Source organism: Enterobacter cloacae complex sp., from assembly GCF_900322725.1.
GTDB classification, from domain to species: domain Bacteria; phylum Pseudomonadota; class Gammaproteobacteria; order Enterobacterales; family Enterobacteriaceae; genus Enterobacter; species Enterobacter quasihormaechei.
In genome coordinates, this window is the sequence record NZ_LT991957.1 from 3,835,282 (window position 1) to 3,853,466 (window position 18,185).

Sequence of the window (18,185 nt, forward strand, 5' to 3'; positions counted from 1 at the left end):
GCCAGAAGGTCAGGCGCCGGGCTCCAGCATCCCGCGCGTGCTGCGTTTATCGCTGAACTGCCACCAGAGCGCAATCAGCGTCATAAAGCCGACCATGCCAAGCATGACCCACGGCAGCTCCGGCTGATGGAGCGCTTTTCCGGCATCAAACAGCCAGCCGCCGCCGGTGTACCCCAGTGCGCCGCCAAGCGCCAGTCCAAGTCGGCTGAACCCCATGTAGCTGCCACGGGCGCGAGCGTCGGCAAGCGACGCGCTCAGCGTTTCACGGGCTGGCTCGGCAATGATGGAGCCAATATAGAAGGTGCAGATCAGCATAAACAGCTGCTGGAGTGAGCTCACCAGGCCGATGGGCATCATGCTCAGCGTCATCAGCAACAGCCCGGCCATCAGACGGTGCTCAAGCCGGAAACGGCGCTCGCTCCAGCGGGCAATCGGATAAAGCAGCGTCAAAGAGAGGCAGGCCTCAATGGCATACATCCATTTCACCGCCGCCGGCGTGCCGGCAATATCATTAACCATGATCGGCAGCATCAGCATGACCTGCACGGCAAGCATGTAGTAGCCGGTCAGGGTTAACACATACGTGACGAAGCGTTTATCGTTCAGCACGCGGTCAAGCCCTTCCCGCACTGGCGCTTTAACTGTCGACAGTTTCCACGCAGGCAGAAACAGACCGTTAAACAGCGCGCAGAGAATAAATAACACCGCGCCGGTGGCGCAGACCAGGCGGAAATCGTATTGCAGCAGCCAGCTTCCCAGCAGGGCGCCCACGACCGCTCCGGCGCTGTCCTGCATCATCAAAATTGAGAAGAAGTGACCCCGGTGTTGCGGGCGGATCAGCTTAACCACCAGCGCGGTACGCGGCGGGTCGAAAAGGGTGCCGCCAATGCCGGAAAGGAAACAGGAGAACCACAGCAGCCAGGGTTCATGCGCGATGGCCATCGTGGCGAAGCCCGCCGCACGTAACAGCATGCCGGTGACAATCATCGGTTTTGCGCCGAAGCGGTCGGCAATGGCGCCGCCAAACACGCCCAGGCCCTGTTGGACAAACTGGCGCAATCCCAGCGCGATCCCGACCATCAATGCCGCCCAGCCCATTTGATCGACAAAACGAATCGATATAAGCGGAAAAACGACAAAAAAGCCGAGCACGACCAGCATGTTATCGACGAGCAGGAAATATTTACCCAGGCTCCTGGCCTGTGATACGCGGGACATTTTCCCTCCAGGGAAAACAGAAGGTGAGCACGCTAACATTCTGCGATGCCGCCACGCTTTTTCCCATACCCGCTGGCGACAATATTTTTTTATCAAAAAGGTGCTTTGATAGAGAGTTCTCATCGAAAAATGTGAAAAGCGATCAAAATGGTATGTCACTGTTTTCACAGAAGGCACAGGCACAGGTATAGTAAAGCTAACTGGCAGAGCAGAATCGACGGGAAGGAGTGGTATCGATGTTTGGCTATCGCAGTAATGTGCCAAAAGTGCGTCTGACGACGGACAGGCTGGTCGTTCGTCTGGTGCATGAGCGTGATGCCTGGCGTCTGGCGGATTATTACGCCGAGAATCGCCAGTTTTTAAAACCCTGGGAACCCGTTCGGGACGAGAGCCACTGCTACCCCTCCGGCTGGCAGGCGCGCCTCAGTATGATTGCGGAATTTCACAAGCAGGGAAGCGCGTTTTATTTCGCGCTTCTCGATCCGGAAGAGAAAGAGATCGTTGGCATTGCCAATTTTTCAAACGTGGTGCGCGGGTCGTTTCACGCCTGTTACCTTGGGTATTCCATTGGCCAAAAATGGCAGGGGCAGGGGCTTATGTTTGAGGCGCTGACGGCGGCCATCCGCTACATGCAGCGCACGCAGCATATCCATCGCATTATGGCGAACTATATGCCGCACAATAAGCGCAGCGGCGATCTGCTGGCCCGTCTGGGGTTTGAAAAAGAGGGCTATGCCAAAGATTACCTGCTGATTGACGGCGAGTGGCGGGACCATGTCCTCACCGCGCTCACCACGCAGGAGTGGACCGCAGGTCGTTAAGGAGAAAAGATGAAATATCAGTTAAATGGCGCCGAGGCGCGCGTGATTGGCTGCCTGCTGGAAAAGCAGGTCACGACGCCGGAACAGTATCCCCTTTCCGTCAATGCCGTCACGATGGCCTGCAACCAGAAGACGAACCGTGAGCCGGTGATGAACCTGGGCGAACACGAGGTACAGGATATCCTCGACGAGCTGGTGAAACGCCACTACCTGCGTACCGTCAGCGGCTTCGGCAATCGCGTCACTAAATATGAACAGCGCTTTTGTAATTCTGAATTTGGCGATTTAAAACTCAGCGCTGCGGAAGTGGCTGTTATCACCACGCTGCTGCTGCGCGGGGCGCAGACGCCGGGGGAACTGCGTACGCGCGCCTCTCGCATGCATGAGTTTCGTGATATGCAGGACGTTGAACAGACGCTGGAGGTGCTGGCGTCACGTGATGACGGTCCTTACGTGGTGCGCTTACCCCGCGAGCCGGGCAAGCGCGAAAGCCGCTATATGCACCTGTTCAGCGGCGACGTGGATACCTCTGCGCTGGCCGCTGACTCCGACGCGCCAGCGTCAAACGACAGCCTGACCGCACGCGTGGCAGCCCTGGAAGAAGAGGTTGCCGGGCTGAAGCAGCGTCTGGATGCTTTACTCGCACACCTGGGAGATTAAACGTGACAACATTACGCATTGGCGTTGTAGGCCTGGGCGGGATTGCGCAAAAAGCCTGGCTGCCCGTTTTAGGCGCAGCGTCAGACTGGGCGCTGCAAGGGGCGTGGTCGCCTACCCGTGAAAAAGCAGAGCGCATCTGCGAAACCTGGCGCATCCCTTATGCCGGTTCGCTACAGGATTTAGCCCGTGAATGTGATGCGGTATTTGTGCATACCTCTACGGCAACACACTATCAGGTGGTGAGCGAGCTGCTGAACGCGGGCGTTCACGTCTGCGTGGATAAGCCGCTGGCGGAAAATGTGCAAAATGCTGAACGTCTGATTGAGTTGGCTGCGCGTAAAAAGCTGACGCTGATGGTCGGTTTCAACCGCCGTTTCGCCCCGCTCTATCAGCAGCTCAAGGCTCAGTCCGGCTCGTTTGCCTCTCTGCGAATGGATAAGCACCGTACCGACAGCGTGGGGCCGAACGATCTGCGCTTCACGCTGCTGGATGATTATCTCCACGTTGTGGATACGGCGCTGTGGCTGAGTAACGGAAATGCACGGCTGCAAAGCGGCACGCTGCTGACTAACGAGCAGGGCGAGATGGTCTACGCCGAGCATCATTTTGCCGTTGAACATGTGCAGGTGACGACCAGCATGCACCGCCGGGCGGGCAGTCAGCGCGAGTCCGTGCAGGCCGTTACGGATGGGGCGCTGTATGACGTCACCGATATGCGTGAGTGGCGGGAAGAGAAGGGCAACGGCGTGGTCGCGTTACCCGTTCCCGGCTGGCAGAGCACGCTGGAGCAGCGCGGCTTTGTAGGCTGCGCGCGTCACTTCATCACCTGCGTGCAAAATCAGACGGTGCCTGAAACGTCCGGCGAGCAGGCAATTCTGGCGCAACGCATTGTGGAACGACTCTGGCGCGACGCGATGTCGGAATAACCCGCTGTAACATCTGCTGATAGTAATTCCTTAAAATCCGGTTAGACTAAGCGCCGCTTGTTGGCTTTGCCGGGTGGCGCTAACGCTTACCCGGCCTACAAATCCGTAGGGTTGTGGAACTTCACGTTAATGAACTTATTAAAATCGCTGGCGGCCGTCAGCTCGATGACCATGTTTTCCCGCGTGCTTGGCTTTGCGCGCGATGCCATTGTGGCAAGGGTTTTTGGCGCAGGGATGGCAACGGACGCCTTTTTCGTCGCGTTTAAGCTGCCGAACCTGCTGCGCCGTATTTTTGCCGAAGGGGCTTTTTCACAGGCATTTGTCCCGATCCTCGCGGAATATAAAAGCAAGCAGGGCGAAGATGCCACCCGCGTTTTTGTGGCCTACGTTTCCGGTTTACTGACCCTGGCGCTGGCGATCGTCACCGTTCTTGGGATGCTGGCAGCGCCCTGGGTAATCATGGTAACGGCACCGGGCTTTGCCGACACGGCGGATAAGTTTGCCCTGACGACGCAGCTGCTGCGTATCACCTTCCCCTATATCCTGCTGATTTCACTGGCGTCGCTGGTGGGTGCCATCCTGAATACCTGGAACCGCTTCTCCGTTCCGGCTTTTGCCCCCACGTTCCTCAACGTCAGCATGATTGGCTTTGCGCTGTTCGCCGCGCCGCATTTTAACCCGCCGGTGCTGGCGCTGGCCTGGGCCGTGACCGTCGGCGGCGTACTACAGCTAGCCTACCAGCTTCCGCACCTGAAAAAGATCGGCATGCTGGTTCTGCCGCGCATCAATTTCAAAGACGCGGGGGCAATGCGCGTTATCAAACAGATGGGACCGGCGATCCTCGGCGTCTCCGTCAGCCAGATCTCGCTCATCATCAATACCATCTTTGCCTCCTTCCTGGTGTCGGGCTCGGTCTCCTGGATGTATTACGCCGACCGCCTGATGGAGTTTCCGTCCGGGGTGCTGGGCGTGGCGCTGGGGACTATTCTGCTGCCGTCGCTGTCGAAAAGTTTTGCCAGCGGCAATCATGATGAATATTGCCGCCTGATGGACTGGGGCCTGCGCCTCTGTTTCCTGCTGGCGTTACCCAGCGCGGTGGCGCTGGGGATCCTGGCGAAACCGCTGACGGTGTCGCTGTTCCAGTATGGAAAATTCACCGCCTTTGATGCCGCCATGACGCAGCGTGCGCTTGTGGCCTATTCGGTGGGGCTGATGGGGCTGATTGTCGTGAAGGTGCTTGCGCCCGGCTTCTATTCACGTCAGGACATCAAAACGCCGGTTAAGATTGCCATTGTGACGCTGATCATGACTCAGCTGATGAACCTGGCGTTTATTGGTCCGCTGAAACACGCGGGTCTGTCACTGTCGATTGGTCTGGCGGCCTGTCTCAACGCCGGGCTGCTGTACTGGCAGCTGCGCAAGCAGGATATCTTCACCCCGCAGCCGGGCTGGGCAAGCTTCCTGCTGCGCCTGGTGATCGCGGTACTGGTGATGGCGGCAGCGCTGGTTGGCATGCTGTACGTGATGCCTGACTGGGCGCAGGGCACCATGCCATATCGCCTGATGCGTCTGATGGCCGTGGTGGCCGTGGGCGTAGTGGCATATTTTGCCACGCTGGCGGTGCTTGGCTTCAAGGTGAAAGAGTTCACCCGCCGCACGGTATAAACGCCAAAAGGGGAGTCACCAGACGGTGCTCCCCGTTTCATGACGTGCCGCTACTGCGTCAAATCGAAATCTTTTTCCCGCCCGTAATACGTGCAGTAGACGTCTGACCATCCGCACCGTACAGTCCCGGCTCTTTATAGGGCTTCAACACCTCAAGCGCCTGCTGATTACGGATAATCTGACCTTCCAGCAGCCAGCCGTTATGCTGGTTGAGATCGCGAAGATGCTGGGTTTTTTCTGTAATGGTCTGCCAGCGTTCGTTGATCTCATCATTGGCGCTGCGTTTCGCGTCTTGCTCAACGCGTCGCTGTTTTTCCAGATAATCCAGGGTCGCCAGCAGCGAGCTTTTGTCTTCAGTAATGCGTTGCAACGCGCTGCCGTTGATTTGACCAGAAGAGAGGTGGTGCTGTTCTGCGTCCATCACCGTTTTCAGGTCGTTCAGGACCACCGTCATCTGATCCAGTATTTCTGACAGTCGACTCATACGGTTAGTTACTCTGGAGGAAACTCTGTGCGTCCTGAATCAGCGCATCAGCGATTTTGCTGGTATCCATTTTCAGTTCGCCGTTACGAATAGCCGTTTTCAGCGCTTCAACACGTTCCATGTTGATATCGCTGCTGCCTGGCTGCATCAGCTTCGACTGCGCATCGCTCAGCGTGACGCTGGTGCTGTTAGCGGTCGACGTTTTTTCCAGACGCGCTTTCTGCGGGGCAGCCTCATTCGTTTCGCGAGGTTGTACAGTGCTAACCGGCTTCAGGGCTGATGTACGATCAATGCTCATAGTGTTGTCCTCATCGAGGGTTCGCGGCGTTTGCGCCTGACATCATCATTTGTTGAATATTTATCGGCAGTCGCCGCGAAATCTTTAAAAAGATTACAGGTTAATCAGAATATTCCCATCAGGGCCGACCGTGCCGCTGACCACCTGGCCTGAGGACATTCTGACCCGGGCATTCTGCGCCACTGCGGCGTTATTCAGCGCCTTTCCTTCACTGTTGATGCTAAAGCCGTCGCCATTGGCGACCACCATCACCTGTTGTCCGGCTTTTACCCGCCATGCCTGGCGCAGCATAGAGAGCTGTATCGCCTGTCCAGGGGCGACATCTCGCAGGCTGACCGCCTCCTGAGCCTGGTTAATGTCCAGCATAGTCCTCGGAGGAAGCTGATCCAGCCGGCCACGCTTCAGCGTTACGCTATCAGGTTGCAGCAGGCTGCCTCGCGGAATCGGAACGGCGGCGACAACATAATTGCCCGTCGCCTGTACCGCAACCTGTAAATACCGTTTTTCGTTGGCGCAACGCGCCAGCACGTTCACGTTGCCCCATAACTTTGTGCTGCCGGTTACGCTAAATGACGGGGCTTCGCAGGATGGGTAAAGGTTAGACGGGGTGCGCACGGTCACGCGTACGTCATCGCTGAAGCCGGCCAGCTTCTGCGCAAAGAAAGCATTGAGCTGGTCCTCTAATCCCTCAGCCTGCACCAGAGGGCTTAAAAGCAACAGGGTCGCCGCCAGGCCACGTTTAAAAGTCCGCATCGCACGTTCCACCATGTCCAGAATTAAGCAAATTCTACCCGCAGTGGTTTTGCATCAACGCAATAAATAGCGACGCATTTTGCGCTTATTCCGTCGATAGGGGAGACGGGGTGAGATTTAAGCTGTGAACTGAAATTTTCTCATCAGCGGAGGAGACATGCTCGATAAACTCGACGCCGCGTTACGTTTTCAGCAGGAAGCGCTCAACTTACGCGCCCAGCGGCAGGAGATTTTAGCCGCCAATATCGCCAACGCGGATACTCCCGGGTATCAGGCGCGCGATATTGATTTTTCCAGTGAACTTAAAAAAGTGATGGAGCGTGGACGTGCCGAAGGAACGGGTGTCTCACTTGCCCTGACATCCTCACGGCATATTCCCGCTCAGGCGATGACCGCGCCAGCAACCGACTTACTTTACCGTATTCCCGATCAACCTTCGCTTGATGGTAACACCGTCGACATGGACCGGGAGCGCACTCAGTTTGCCGATAACAGTCTGCAATACCAGACCGGCCTGACGCTTCTCGGCGGGCAAATCAAAGGCATGATGACCGTCCTACAGGGGGGCAATTAGTAAATGGCCTTGCTGAATATTTTTGATATCGCCGGTTCGGCATTAACGGCGCAGTCCAAACGACTGAACGTGGCGGCCAGTAACCTGGCCAACGCCGACAGTGTGACCGGCCCGGACGGACAACCGTATCGCGCTAAGCAGGTTGTCTTCCAGGTGGATGCTGCACCGGGTGCGGCAACGGGCGGCGTGAAGGTGGCGGATGTGGTTGAGAGCCAGGCACCTGACAAGCTGGTTTACGAGCCAGGCAACCCGCTCGCGGATGCCAGCGGTTACGTGAAAATGCCAAACGTGGACGTGGTCGGGGAGATGGTGAACTCCATGTCCGCGTCACGCAGCTACCAGGCAAACGTCGAAGTGCTTAATACCGTGAAGAGCATGATGCTCAAAACACTCACTCTCGGCCAGTAAAGGAGACACGCATGTCCATCGCCGTAAACGTGAATGACCCGACCAATACCGGCGTCAGCAGCACCAGCAGTGCGACCGGTTCCAGTTCCCTTACCGGGAGCAATGCCTCCGATTTACAGAGCAGCTTTCTGACCCTGCTGGTGGCGCAGCTGAAAAATCAGGATCCAACCAACCCGATGCAGAACAACGAACTGACCACGCAGCTTGCGCAGATCAGCACCGTCAGCGGCATTGAGAAACTGAACACCACGCTGGGCTCTGTCTCCGGTCAAATCGATAACAGCCAGTCCTTACAGGCCGCCAACCTGATCGGTCATGGGGTGATGATTCCCGGGACCACGATCCTGGCGGGTACCAGCACCACCGAAGGTACGTCCACCACTACCACGACGCCGTTTGGCGTTGAGTTGCAGCAGCCTGCCGACAAAGTCACCGCCACAATCAAAGACGCCAGCGGTAACGTGGTGCGCACGATTGAGATTGGCGAGCTTAAGGCGGGCGTTCATACCTTTACCTGGGATGGCAGCCTGACCGACGGCACCAAAGCCCCTAACGGCTCGTATCAGGTTGCGATTAGCGCCAGCAACGGCACCACTCAGCTGGTGGCGCAGCCGCTACAGTTTGCCCTGGTTCAGGGCGTCATCAAGGGTAGCGATGGCAACAAACTGGATTTGGGTACTTCCGGTACCACCACACTCGACGAAGTTCGGCAGATTATCTAAGCCTTCATACTTATCAGGAGTAAGTCATGGCCTTTTCTCAAGCGGTCAGCGGCCTGAATGCTGCGGCCACCAACCTGGACGTCATTGGCAACAACATCGCCAACTCCGCGACCTATGGTTTTAAATCCGGTTCTGCGTCTTTTGCAGATATGTTTGCAGGCTCTAAAGTGGGCCTGGGCGTGAAGGTTGCGGGTATCACCCAGGACTTCACTGACGGCACGACCACCAACACCGGTCGCGGCCTGGACGTCGCCATCAGCCAGAACGGTTTCTTCCGCATGGTGGACGCTAACGGTTCTGTGTTCTACAGCCGTAACGGCCAGTTCAAGCTGGATGAAAACCGTAACCTGGTGAACATGCAGGGGCTTCAGTTAACCGGTTACCCGGTTGCAGGCACGCCTCCTACGGTGCAAACCGGTGCGAATCCGCAGGCGATCTCCATTCCCACGACGCTGATGGCGGCGAAGTCCACAACCACGGCCTCTCAGCAGATCAACCTGAACTCCACCGATACCGCGCCAACCGTCGCCTTCGATTCGACCAACCCTGACTCTTACAACAAGAAAGGCACCGTGACGGTGTTTGACAGCCAGGGTAATGCGCACAACATGAACCTGTTCTATGTCAAAACAACTGACAACAAATGGGATGTGTATACCCAGGATGGCAGCGTAGCGGGTTCTCCTGCAAAAAAAACGGCACAGATGAGCTTCGACAGCAACGGTAACCTGGCGGGTGTTTACAACTACAACGCTGCTGGCGTGATAAGCGCTACGCCAAACGCCACCCCCGCTATCAACATTACCACTGGCATCATTAGCGGTGCGGAGCCTGCCGAGTTCTCTCTGAGCTTCCAGAGCTCCATGCAGCAGAACACCGGTGCGAACAACATCGTGGCGACGAGCCAGAACGGCTATAAGCCGGGCGACCTGGTGAGCTACCAGATCAACGATGACGGCACCGTTGTCGGTAACTACTCGAACGAACAGACCCAGGTGCTGGGCCAGATCGTGCTGGCTAACTTCGCCAACAACGAAGGCCTGAAGTCCGAAGGGGATAACGTCTGGTCTGCCACCCAGTCTTCCGGTGTTGCCCTGCTGGGCACCGCGGGCTCCGGTAACTTCGGCACGCTGACCAACGGCGCGCTGGAAGCGTCCAACGTCGATCTGAGTAAAGAACTGGTGAACATGATCGTCGCGCAACGTAACTACCAGTCGAACGCGCAGACCATCAAAACCCAGGATCAGATCCTCAACACGCTGGTTAACCTGCGTTAAGCAGCTGACGGGAAAGCGCAATGGATCACGCAATATATACAGCGATGGGCGCGGCAAGCCAGACGCTCAATCAGCAGGCTGTTACCGCCAGCAACCTGGCAAACGCCTCCACGCCAGGTTTTCGTGCGCAGCTCAACGCGCTGCGTGCGGTGCCGGTAGAAGGGCTGTCATTGCCCACGCGTACGCTGGTCACTGCCTCCACGCCGGGTGCCGACATGACGCCAGGCCAGATGGATTACACCGCGCGTCCGCTGGACGTGGCCCTTCAGCAGGACGGCTGGCTGGCGGTGCAAACGGCTGACGGCGCAGAAGGGTATACCCGTAACGGTAACATTCAGGTGAGCGCCACCGGACAGCTTACGATTCAGGGGCATCCGGTGATGGGCGAAGCCGGTCCGCTGACGGTGCCTGAAGGGTCAGAGCTGACCATTGCGGCAGACGGGACCATCTCGGCGTTGAATCCGGGCGACCCGGCCAACACCGTTGCGCCTGTCGGTCGTCTGAAGCTGGTGAAAGCGGAAGGCAATGAGGTGCAGCGTGGCGATGACGGGATGTTCCGTCTGACCCAGGCCGCGCAGGCCACTCGCGGCGCCACCTTACAGGCCGACCCGACCATCCGCGTGATGTCCGGCGTGCTGGAAGGCAGTAACGTCAAACCGGTCGAAGCCATGACCGACATGATCGCCAGCGCCCGCCGCTTCGAAATGCAGATGAAAATCATCAGCAGCGTCGATGAAAACGCGAGCAAGGCTAACCAACTTCTGGCTATGAGTTAACAGGACTCCCTATGATCAGTTCCTTATGGATCGCGAAAACCGGTCTGGACGCACAGCAAACCAACATGGATGTGATTGCCAACAACCTGGCAAACGTCAGCACCAACGGTTTCAAGCGCCAGCGTGCGGTTTTTGAAGATTTACTTTATCAAACGATTCGTCAGCCGGGGGCGCAGTCTTCTGAGCAAACCACGCTGCCGTCCGGTCTGCAAATTGGTACCGGCGTGCGCCCTGTCGCCACCGAGCGTCTGCACAGCCAGGGCAACCTGTCCCAGACCAACAACAGTAAAGACGTGGCAATTAAAGGCCAGGGCTTCTTCCAGGTGCAGCTGCCGGACGGAACCTCTGCCTATACACGCGACGGCTCGTTCCAGGTGGATCAGAACGGCCAGCTGGTGACGGCGGGCGGCTTCCAGGTGCAGCCTGCCATCACCATTCCGGCGAACGCGCTGAGCATTACCATTGGCCGTGACGGCATCGTCAGCGTTACCCAGCAGGGTCAGGCGGCGCCGGTTCAGGTTGGCCAGCTCAACCTGACGACCTTCATGAACGATACCGGACTGGAAAGCATCGGCGAGAATCTCTACACCGAAACGCAGTCTTCCGGTACGCCAAATGAGAGTACGCCGGGCCTGAACGGTGCAGGGCTGCTGTACCAGGGTTATGTGGAAACCTCTAACGTCAACGTGGCGGAAGAGCTGGTGAACATGATCCAGGTTCAGCGCGCGTATGAAATTAACAGTAAAGCAGTGTCGACGACCGACCAGATGCTGCAAAAACTGACGCAACTCTAAGGTGTAGCCCGGTGCGGTAAACGTCGCACCGGCTCCCTGTTTTCGAAGATGAAGGCAATGCAAAAAAACGCGGCGTTTCGTTATCCGATCCTGACTGTTCTGGCCGTTACCCTCAGCGGGTGTGCCTGGATCCCGTCTAAACCATTGGTACAGGGTGCGACTACCGCCCAACCCGTTCCCGGCCCCGCGCCGGTGGTGAACGGCTCCATTTTCCAGACCGCGCAGCCGATTAACTACGGTTATCAGCCGCTGTTTGAAGACCGTCGTCCGCGTAACGTCGGCGATACGCTGACCATCGTGTTGCAGGAAAACGTCAGCGCGAGCAAGAGCTCGTCGGCGAACGCCAGCCGCGACGGCAAAACCAATTTTGGCTTCGACACCGTACCGCGCTATCTGCAAGGGCTGTTCGGCAACGCCCGTGCGGATGTGGAAGCCTCTGGCGGCAACACCTTTAACGGCAAAGGCGGCGCGAACGCCAGTAACACCTTCAGCGGCACGCTGACGGTAACGGTTGACCAGGTTCTGGTGAACGGCAACCTGCACGTGGTGGGTGAAAAACAGATCGCCATTAACCAGGGCACGGAATTTATTCGCTTCTCCGGTGTGGTTAACCCTCGCACCATCAGCGGCACCAACACCGTACCGTCCACCCAGGTGGCGGATGCGCGCATTGAGTACGTCGGCAACGGCTATATCAACGAAGCGCAGAATATGGGCTGGCTGCAACGCTTCTTCCTTAACCTATCGCCGATGTAAGCGAGGTGACCTATGTATAAATTTCTCTTCGCCGTGGCGCTGTCGCTGGTGGCTACCGTTGCGCAGGCCGATCGCATTCGTGATCTCACCAGCGTGCAGGGCGTGCGTGAAAACTCCCTGATCGGCTACGGCCTGGTAGTGGGGCTGGACGGTACGGGTGACCAGACTACCCAGACGCCGTTCACCACCCAGAGCCTGAATAACATGCTCTCTCAGCTCGGTATTACCGTTCCGGCCGGGACTAACATGCAGCTGAAAAACGTGGCGGCGGTGATGGTGACCGCGTCGTACCCGGCGTTTGCGCGCCAGGGGCAGACCATTGACGTGGTAGTCTCATCGATGGGTAACGCCAAAAGTTTGCGCGGCGGTACGCTGCTGATGACGCCGCTGAAAGGCGTCGACAGCCAGGTGTATGCGCTGGCGCAGGGCAACATTCTGGTTGGCGGGGCAGGCGCGTCGGCAGGCGGCAGCAGCGTGCAGGTGAACCAGCTGAACGGGGGACGTATCACCAACGGCGCCATCATTGAACGTGAACTGCCGACCCAGTTCGGCACCGGCAACACCATTAATCTGCAACTGAATAACGAAGACTTCACGATGGCGCAGCAGATTGCTGACACCATCAACCGCAGCCGGGGCTACGGCAGCGCCACCGCGCTGGATGCCCGCACCGTACAGATCCGCACGTCAACCGGCAGCAGTAACCAGGTGCGAATGCTGGCCGAAATCCAGAATATGGACGTGAACGTGCCGCTTCAGGATGCGAAAGTCATTATCAACTCCCGTACCGGCTCGGTGGTCATGAACCGCGAAGTAACGCTGGACAGCTGCGCCGTGGCGCAGGGCAACCTCTCCGTGACGGTTAACCGTTCGGCCAACGTCAGCCAGCCGGACACGCCGTTTGGTGGCGGTCAAACGGTGGTGACGCCGCAAACGCAGATTGATTTGCGACAGAGCGGCGGTTCGTTGCAGAGCGTGCGCTCCAGCGCCAACCTGAACAGCGTGGTGCGCGCCCTGAACGCGCTGGGCGCAACGCCGATGGATCTCATGTCCATTCTGCAATCCATGCAAAGTGCAGGCTGCCTGCGCGCCAAACTGGAAATCATCTAAATGCTGACCGATAGCAAACTGTTGACCAGTGCCGCCTGGGATGCCCAGTCGCTCAACGAGCTGAAAACCAGCGCGGGTAAGGATCCGGCGGCGAATATCCGCCCGGTTGCCCGCCAGGTGGAAGGCATGTTCGTGCAGATGATGTTGAAAAGCATGCGTGAAACGCTGCCAAAAGATGGCATGTTCAGCAGCGATTCCACGCGGCTTTACACCAGCATGTACGATCAGCAGATTGCCCAGCAAATGACCGCCGGAAAGGGGCTCGGCCTGGCGGACATGATTGTGAAACAGACCGCAGCCGCTCAGGGGCTGCCGCCTGAAGAGGCCCCGCAGCAGGTGCCAATGAAGTTTGATCTGGAAAAGGTGACCAGTTATCAAAATCAGGCGCTGACGCAGATGGTGCGTAAGGCGATGCCGAAGCCGGCAGAAACGCGTGACGAGCCGCTCTCCGGCGACAGCAAAGTCTTCCTGGCGCAGCTCTCCCTGCCGGCGCGTCTTGCCAGTGAAGAGAGTGGCGTCCCGCACCATCTGATTCTGGCGCAGGCGGCGCTGGAGTCGGGCTGGGGGCAACGTCAGATCCGCAGGGAAAACGGCGAGCCGAGCTTCAACATCTTTGGCGTGAAGGCCACCTCCAACTGGAAGGGGCCGACCACGGAAATCACCACGACCGAATATGAAAACGGTGCGGCAGTGAAGGTGAAAGCCAAATTCCGTGTTTACAGCTCCTATCTTGAAGCGTTATCGGATTATGTCGGGCTGCTGAGCCGGAACCCGCGCTACACCGCCGTGACCCAGGCCGCCACGCCAGAGCAGGGCGCTCAGGCGTTGCAGAATGCCGGCTACGCCACCGATCCAAACTATGCCCGCAAGCTGACCAGCATGATCCAGCAGCTGAAATCCATGTCTGAGAAGGTCAGCAAAGCCTATAGCACAGATCTCGAAAATCTGTTCTGAAAGTTCTCAAGTCCCGGTGGAGGTTGCCGATAACCTTCATCAGGACTTGTGTCTGAACGTATAAAAGGAACCCCCATGTCCAGTTTGATTAACAGCGCCATGAGTGGCCTCAGTGCTGCGCAGTCGGCACTCAATACCGTCAGTAATAATATTTCAAGCTACAACGTGGCAGGTTATACCCGCCAGACCACCATTCTGGGCGCATCAAACAGCACCCTGACCGGCGGCGGCTGGGTGGGTAACGGGGTTTATGTCTCCGGCGTTCAGCGTGAATATGATTCATTTATCACCAACCAGCTGCGCGCGGCGCAGAACCAGAGCAGCGGGCTGACCACGCGCTACCAGCAGATGTCAAAAATTGACGACGTGCTTTCGGATACCACTAACTCGCTCTCTGCCAACCTCCAGGATTTCTTTAAAAGTCTGCAAACACTGGTGAGTAACGCAGAAGATCCGGCTGCACGCCAGACGGTACTCGGGAAGGCGGATGGTCTGGTAAACCAGTTCAAAACCAACGATCAGTATCTCCGCGATCAGGATGCGCAGGTTAATACGGCGATTTCTACCAGCGTCGATCAGATCAATAACTACGCGAAGCAGATTGCCAACCTCAACGACCAGATTTCCCGACTGACTGGCGTAGGGGCGGGCGCATCCCCGAACGAACTGCTCGATCAGCGCGATCAGCTGGTGAGTGAGCTGAACAAGATTGTCGGCGTGGACGTGACCGTGCAGGACAGCGGCACCTATAACATTTCTATCGCCAACGGTTACACCCTGGTACAGGGCAGCAACGCAAGCCAGCTTGCCGCGGTGAAATCCAGTGCGGATCCCGCGCGTACCACGATTGCCTATGTGGATGCCGCCGCGGGCAACGTGGAGATCTCGGAAAAACAGATCACCACGGGGTCGCTTGGCGGGCTGTTAACGTTCCGTTCTCAGGATCTGGATCAGGCGCGAAATACGCTTAACCAGATGGCGCTGGCGTTTGCCGATGCCATGAATACCCAGCACCAGGCGGGCTTTGATGCGAACGGGGATGCAGGCGGTAAGCTGTTTGATTTTGGCTCCCCGGCGGTGCTGAGTAACGGCAAAAACACCGGGAACGCGGCCGTTACGGCAACGATGACGGACAGTACGAAGGTACAGGCGACAAACTACAAAGTTGAGTACAACGGTACCGACTGGACCATCACCCGTCTGTCAGACAACACCAGCTTCACGGCCAAGCCGGATACTGGCGGTAACCTGTCGTTCGATGGTCTCAACGTCAACATTAGCGGTTCGGCCAATAATAAAGACAGCTTTATCGTGAAGCCGGTGAATGACGTCATCGTAAATATGGACGTGGCGATCAGCGACGAGTCCAAACTGGCGATGGCTTCCGCGAAGGGAAGCGGCGAAAGCGACAATACCAATGGTCAAAAGCTTCTGGATTTGCAGAGCGCCAAGCTGGTCGGTGGGAACAAAACCTTTAACGACGCGTATGCCGCTCTGGTCAGTACGGTGGGCAGCACCACGGCGTCCCTGAAAACCAGCAGCGAAACCAAGGTGAACGTAGTGACGCAGCTGACCAAACAGCAGCAGTCAATCTCCGGGGTTAACCTGGATGAAGAGTATGGCAACCTGCAACGCTATCAGCAGTACTATCTGGCGAATGCGCAGGTGCTGCAAACGGCGAGCGCGCTGTTTGATGCATTGATCAATATCCGCTAAGGCTGAGGCATAAAAAATGCGTATTAGTACTCAAATGATGTATGAGCAGAGCATGCGCGGCGTGACGAATTCCCAAAGCCTCTGGCTCAGCTACGGCGAGCAGATGTCTACGGGTAAGCGCATCAACCGTCCGTCTGACGATCCGATTGCCGCCTCGCAGGCCGTTGTGCTCTCTCAGGCTCAAACGCAAAACAGCCAGTATGCACTGGCGCGCTCCTTCGCTACGACGAAAGTCTCGCTGGAAGAGAACGTGTTATCGCAGGTGACAACCGCAATCCAGGCGGCTCAGGAAAAGATTGTCAATGCGGGCAACGGCACGTTAAGCGACGATGACCGCGCTTCGCTGGCAACGAACCTGCAAGGTATTCGCGATCAGCTGATGAACCTGGCTAACAGCACGGACGGTAACGGTCGCTATATCTTTTCAGGTTACAAAACCGAAGCGGCGGCGTTCGACCAGGCGACCGGTACGTATCAGGGCGGCGGTACGCCAATCAGCCAGCAGGTTGACTCCGCGCGAACGATGCAAATCAGCCATACGGGCGCTGAAGTTTTCGACAGCTTCACCAGCAATGCAAAGCCGGAGCCGGCGGGGAGCGCTCAGGAAACGAATTTGTTCAAGATCCTCGACGCTGCCATCGGTGCGCTGAATACGCCGGTTGGCGATGACGAAACGAAGGCCGAAGCGTTTACCGCGGCAATTGATAAAGCCAACCGTGGCCTGAGCAACTCCCTCAACAATGTATTGACCGTGCGCGCCGACCTTGGCATCAAGCTGGACGAGCTGGGCAAGCTGGATTCTCTGGGTGAGGATCGCGCGCTGGGCCAGACCCAGCAGATGAGTGACCTGGTGGACGTGGACTGGAACTCGGTGATTTCGTCCTACACCATGCAGCAGGCGGCGTTGCAGGCCTCGTATAAAGCCTTTAGCGATATGCAGGGTATGTCGTTGTTCCAGATGAACAGATAATACTCAGACCTTTTGGAACATGTCTTGAAACTGGGCATGTTTTGTCTGCCCAACCCATCCGGGTTGGGCATTTTTTTTACACGCTTTCTGCCTGTGCGGACAGCACCCGGGCGCTTTCAATCACTCTGATAGCCAGCGCAATGGCGCCACACAGGGTCGCCAGCCCAACCACGCCCGTCCAGCCCGCCAGCGTATAGATATTGCTGCCTAATGCCGAACCCAGCGCCATTCCGATGAAAATGACGGTAAACAGCAGGGCGTTAAGACGTCCGCGTGCCTGCGGCTCAAGGCCGTAAACCAGGTTCTGGTGCGCCACGAGGCTGGACTGCAAGCCGAGATCGAAACCCACCGCGGAGATCGCTATCAGGACCAGCTGACCGTGTACACCCAGCGCCGGCATCAGGAACATCAGGGCAAACGACACGGTGACCAGTGCGGCACCCAGCTGGGTCACTTTACCGGCGCCCAGCTTATCGGCCAGGCCACCCGCCAGCGGTGCGGCCAGCGCGCCTGCGGCACCGGCAATACCAAACCCACCCGCCACGGCGCTGCCAAGGTGATAACGTTCCAGCAGCATGACCGCCAGCGTCGACCAGAACGCGCTGAAGGCAATCGACAGGAAACCCTGAGCCAGCGCGGCCCGACGCAGCGCCGGGTAGCGACGCCACAGGTGTTCCATGGAGCGCATCAGCGCCGGGTAGCTGAGCGTGGAGTGAACAGCGAAGCGGGGAAGCACGGCCCACATGGCTACGCCGACAAGCGCAATACTTGCGGCGGCCAGCTGATACATCACCCGCCAGCCGAAGGCTTCACCCACCACGCCGCTTACGGTTCTGGAGAGCAAGATGCCCAGCAGCAGGCCGGTCATCACCGTGCCGACAGTTTTACCCTGTTTCCCTTCCGGTGCCAGGATCGCTGCCGCCGGGACGATATCCTGAGCCATGGTAGCGGCCATGCCAATCAGCAGGCTGGTGAGCAGCAGGGAGTGCAGTTGTCCGGTCAGGCTACAGCCCAGCAAGAACAGCGCCAGGGCCGCACTTTTTATCAGGATCAAGGTCCTGCGGTCATGACGATCGCCGAGCGGGAGCAGAAACAGGATGCCTAAGGCGTAACCCGCCTGGGTGAGCGTCGGGACCATACCCATGCCTTCGATACTCAGGTGCAGGTCTGTGCCCATCAACGGCAGCAGAGGCTGGGCATAATAGATGGATGCCACGCTGAAGCCAGCGCCAAGCGCCAGCATAACGATTACCCAGTGGCTCACGGCCTGGGTGGTGGTTGTGGTGGTGTTCATAAGATGTTC

General features: G+C 57.7%; 20 protein-coding genes. 15 read left to right on the top strand and 5 right to left on the bottom strand.

Annotated features, from left to right (window positions below; translation table 11 throughout):
• Window positions 1–9: 9 nt before the first annotated feature.
• Window positions 10–1,218 (bottom strand): multidrug efflux MFS transporter MdtH, encoded by a 1,209-nt coding sequence (gene mdtH / locus DBR02_RS18860; protein ID WP_107535107.1) that lies wholly within the window; start codon window positions 1,216–1,218, stop codon window positions 10–12.
• 236 nt (window positions 1,219–1,454) lie between these two features.
• Between mdtH and rimJ the strand changes: the two genes are divergently transcribed.
• From rimJ to murJ, 4 genes are all read left to right on the top strand, one after another.
• A complete protein-coding gene (gene rimJ / locus DBR02_RS18865) occupies window positions 1,455–2,039 on the top strand; it encodes a ribosomal protein S5-alanine N-acetyltransferase (protein ID WP_003858007.1) in 585 nt (194 codons plus the stop codon).
• Between the two features lie 9 nt (window positions 2,040–2,048).
• Window positions 2,049–2,699: a YceH family protein gene (locus DBR02_RS18870; RefSeq protein WP_107535108.1), complete on the top strand. Its 651-nt coding sequence runs from the start codon at window positions 2,049–2,051 to the stop codon at window positions 2,697–2,699.
• Between the two features lie 2 nt (window positions 2,700–2,701).
• Window positions 2,702–3,625 carry a Gfo/Idh/MocA family protein gene (locus DBR02_RS18875; RefSeq protein ID WP_107535109.1) on the top strand — a complete coding sequence of 308 codons (924 nt, stop codon included), beginning with the start codon at window positions 2,702–2,704 and terminating at the stop codon, window positions 3,623–3,625.
• Between the two features lie 129 nt (window positions 3,626–3,754).
• Window positions 3,755–5,290, top strand: coding sequence for a murein biosynthesis integral membrane protein MurJ (gene murJ / locus DBR02_RS18880; protein ID WP_063449079.1), 1,536 nt, complete (start codon window positions 3,755–3,757; stop codon window positions 5,288–5,290).
• 58 nt (window positions 5,291–5,348) lie between these two features.
• Here the strand turns inward: murJ and flgN are convergent, their stop codons facing one another.
• The 3 genes from flgN to flgA form a co-directional block, all read right to left on the bottom strand.
• Window positions 5,349–5,774, bottom strand: coding sequence for a flagella biosynthesis chaperone FlgN (flgN, locus tag DBR02_RS18885; protein ID WP_107535110.1), 426 nt, complete (start codon window positions 5,772–5,774; stop codon window positions 5,349–5,351).
• Between the two features lie 4 nt (window positions 5,775–5,778).
• Complete coding sequence (gene flgM / locus DBR02_RS18890; protein WP_063449077.1) at window positions 5,779–6,072, bottom strand: flagellar biosynthesis anti-sigma factor FlgM; 294 nt, start codon at window positions 6,070–6,072, stop codon at window positions 5,779–5,781.
• Window positions 6,073–6,165: 93 nt separating this feature from the next.
• Complete coding sequence (gene flgA / locus DBR02_RS18895; protein WP_063866354.1) at window positions 6,166–6,825, bottom strand: flagellar basal body P-ring formation chaperone FlgA; 660 nt, start codon at window positions 6,823–6,825, stop codon at window positions 6,166–6,168.
• A gap of 157 nt (window positions 6,826–6,982) precedes the next feature.
• Here flgA and flgB point away from each other — a divergent pair, with 157 nt between their 5' ends.
• From flgB to flgL, 11 genes are all read left to right on the top strand, one after another.
• A complete protein-coding gene (gene flgB, locus DBR02_RS18905; RefSeq protein WP_006809266.1) occupies window positions 6,983–7,399 on the top strand; it encodes a flagellar basal body rod protein FlgB in 417 nt (138 codons plus the stop codon).
• Between the two features lie 3 nt (window positions 7,400–7,402).
• Window positions 7,403–7,807 (top strand): flagellar basal body rod protein FlgC, encoded by a 405-nt coding sequence (gene flgC, locus DBR02_RS18910; RefSeq protein WP_003857997.1) that lies wholly within the window; start codon window positions 7,403–7,405, stop codon window positions 7,805–7,807.
• Window positions 7,808–7,818: 11 nt separating this feature from the next.
• Window positions 7,819–8,529: a flagellar hook assembly protein FlgD gene (gene flgD / locus DBR02_RS18915; RefSeq protein ID WP_107535111.1), complete on the top strand. Its 711-nt coding sequence runs from the start codon at window positions 7,819–7,821 to the stop codon at window positions 8,527–8,529.
• A gap of 26 nt (window positions 8,530–8,555) precedes the next feature.
• A complete protein-coding gene (flgE, locus tag DBR02_RS18920) occupies window positions 8,556–9,806 on the top strand; it encodes a flagellar hook protein FlgE (protein WP_107535112.1) in 1,251 nt (416 codons plus the stop codon).
• A 20-nt stretch (window positions 9,807–9,826) separates the two neighbouring features.
• Window positions 9,827–10,582, top strand: a complete 756-nt coding sequence (locus DBR02_RS18925; protein WP_063449073.1) for a flagellar basal body rod protein FlgF — start codon at window positions 9,827–9,829, stop codon at window positions 10,580–10,582.
• Window positions 10,583–10,593: 11 nt separating this feature from the next.
• Entirely contained in the window at window positions 10,594–11,376 is a 783-nt protein-coding gene (flgG, locus tag DBR02_RS18930; RefSeq protein ID WP_000625853.1) for a flagellar basal-body rod protein FlgG, read from the top strand.
• A 57-nt stretch (window positions 11,377–11,433) separates the two neighbouring features.
• Window positions 11,434–12,132 carry a flagellar basal body L-ring protein FlgH gene (flgH, locus tag DBR02_RS18935; protein ID WP_003857987.1) on the top strand — a complete coding sequence of 233 codons (699 nt, stop codon included), beginning with the start codon at window positions 11,434–11,436 and terminating at the stop codon, window positions 12,130–12,132.
• Between the two features lie 12 nt (window positions 12,133–12,144).
• Entirely contained in the window at window positions 12,145–13,242 is a 1,098-nt protein-coding gene (locus DBR02_RS18940) for a flagellar basal body P-ring protein FlgI (protein WP_063449072.1), read from the top strand.
• Complete coding sequence (gene flgJ, locus DBR02_RS18945; RefSeq protein ID WP_107535113.1) at window positions 13,243–14,196, top strand: flagellar assembly peptidoglycan hydrolase FlgJ; 954 nt, start codon at window positions 13,243–13,245, stop codon at window positions 14,194–14,196. It begins immediately after the preceding gene.
• A 75-nt stretch (window positions 14,197–14,271) separates the two neighbouring features.
• The gene (gene flgK / locus DBR02_RS18950; RefSeq protein WP_107535114.1) at window positions 14,272–15,912 is read left to right on the top strand and encodes a flagellar hook-associated protein FlgK; all 1,641 of its coding nucleotides are present in this window, start codon (window positions 14,272–14,274) and stop codon (window positions 15,910–15,912) included.
• Window positions 15,913–15,928: 16 nt separating this feature from the next.
• Complete coding sequence (gene flgL, locus DBR02_RS18955; RefSeq protein WP_107535115.1) at window positions 15,929–16,882, top strand: flagellar hook-associated protein FlgL; 954 nt, start codon at window positions 15,929–15,931, stop codon at window positions 16,880–16,882.
• A 76-nt stretch (window positions 16,883–16,958) separates the two neighbouring features.
• On the opposite strand, the gene DBR02_RS18960 is transcribed toward flgL, so the two are convergent.
• Entirely contained in the window at window positions 16,959–18,176 is a 1,218-nt protein-coding gene (locus DBR02_RS18960) for an MFS transporter (RefSeq protein ID WP_107535116.1), read from the bottom strand.
• Between the last annotated feature and the right edge of the window lie 9 nt (window positions 18,177–18,185).